The sequence below is a fragment of the Allobosea sp. 05T422_2 genome (assembly GCF_056396265.1).
The window spans coordinates 1-1,575 of sequence record NZ_JBFTLD010000501.1 but is presented as its reverse complement, the minus strand read 5'-3'; the positions used below and the strand labels follow the sequence as shown (position 1 = coordinate 1,575).

The window sequence follows — 1,575 nt, the reverse complement described above, 5'->3', positions numbered from 1 at the left end:
CCGGATGTGACGCTCGTGGCCTGGCAAACGCTGGGCGCCTTTGTCATGGGGCTGATCCTGCTGCCCTTCGGCTGGACGACGCCGAGCCTCGCCCATATCGGGCTGCTCGGCTTGCTCGGTATCGTCGCCATGGCCGCACATCTCTGCGTCACACGCTCGCTCAAGCTGGCGGAGGCCTCTGTCGTCGTGCCCTACCAGTATACGCTGATCGTCTGGGCCCTGATCTTCGGCTGGTTCATCTTTGGCGACTGGCCGTCGCTCTCGATGCTGATCGGCTCGGGCCTCATCGTGGTTGCCGGCCTCGCCCTGATGGTGCTCGAACGGCGGGCGGGAAAGACCACTGAGATGCTCGACCCGCCCTGAGGCGCGCCGCGCTCCCGCTGACGAGGCAGGCCCGGACATTCTCATGCATTCGCCTCGCCCTCCCCGCGCGGGCTCTGCAGTCGACGCCTGGCGGCGGCCATGCCACACCAAGAGCTCATCTCAATAAGGCCGAGCCGCTAGACGAGACGAGGCCAGCCCCACGAGGACGCCCATGGCCCTGATCACCTATCTCACCACGACCCGTTTCGGCTTCGGCGAGGTCGCCGGCATCGATGCCGATCTCACCGCGCTGGGCATGCGCGAGCCACTGATCATTGCGGACAAGGGCGTCGTCGCTGTCGGTCTCGTCGGCACGGTTCAGGCGCATTCTCCAGCCTTGCAGGCCGCCCCGATCTTCGATGCCACGCCGACCAACCCGACAGAAGAGGCCGTGCTCGCAGCACTGGCGCTGTATCGCGAAAGCGGATGCGACGGGCTTGTCGCCATTGGCGGCGGCTCGCCAATCGATCTCGCCAAGGGCGTGGCGCTGCTCGCAGGTCATGATGGACCACTCGAAACCTATGCGGCGATCCTCGGCGGCATTCCGAAAGTGACMGCAGCCGTCGCGCCGGTGATCGCGATCCCCACCACCTCGGGCACCGGCAGCGAGGTAGGGCGCGCCGCGCTGATCACCCTGAGGGATGGGCGCAAGCTCGGCTTCATCTCGCCACATCTGATTCCAAGGCTCGCGATCTGCGACCCCGAGCTCACGCTCGCCCTGCCTGCCTGGCTTACCGCCGCAACCGGCATGGATGCGATCACCCATTGCATCGAGACCTATCTCAGCCCGCGCGAGAACCCGCCCGCCGAGGCGATCGCACTCGACGGGCTGAAGCGCGCAGTCGCACATATCGAGCGGGCCGTGACCGATGGATCCGATCGCGAAGCCCGCAAGGAGATGATGATGGCGGCCCTTCAGGGCGGCCTGACCTTCCAGAAGGGCCTCGGCGCGGTGCATGCGCTCTCCCACCCGCTTGGTGGCCTCAAGGATATCTCGCTTCACCACGGCACGCTGAACGCCGTGTTGCTGCCGGCGGTGCTGCGCTTCAACGAGCCGGAATGCGGCCTGAAATACGTGGAGATCCGCCGCGCGCTCGATCTCGCTCCCGACACCGACCTCGCCAACTGGATCGCCGACCTGAGCCAGCGCCTCGGCATGCCGGCCTCCCTCACGCAAATGGGCGTCCCGCGCAGTGTCGTCCCGGCCATAGC

2 protein-coding genes are annotated in these 1,575 nt (G+C 66.8%); both read left to right on the top strand.

Features of this window, described 5'->3' with window-relative positions:
• Nucleotides 1-363, top strand: a 363-nt coding sequence (locus AC1DJT_RS36585) for an EamA family transporter (protein WP_476836048.1), incomplete at its 5' end; no start/stop codon positions are given.
• A gap of 172 nt (nucleotides 364-535) precedes the next feature.
• The coding region (locus AC1DJT_RS36580) for an iron-containing alcohol dehydrogenase (protein WP_476836047.1) at nucleotides 536-1,575 on the top strand (1,040 nt) is incomplete at its 3' end.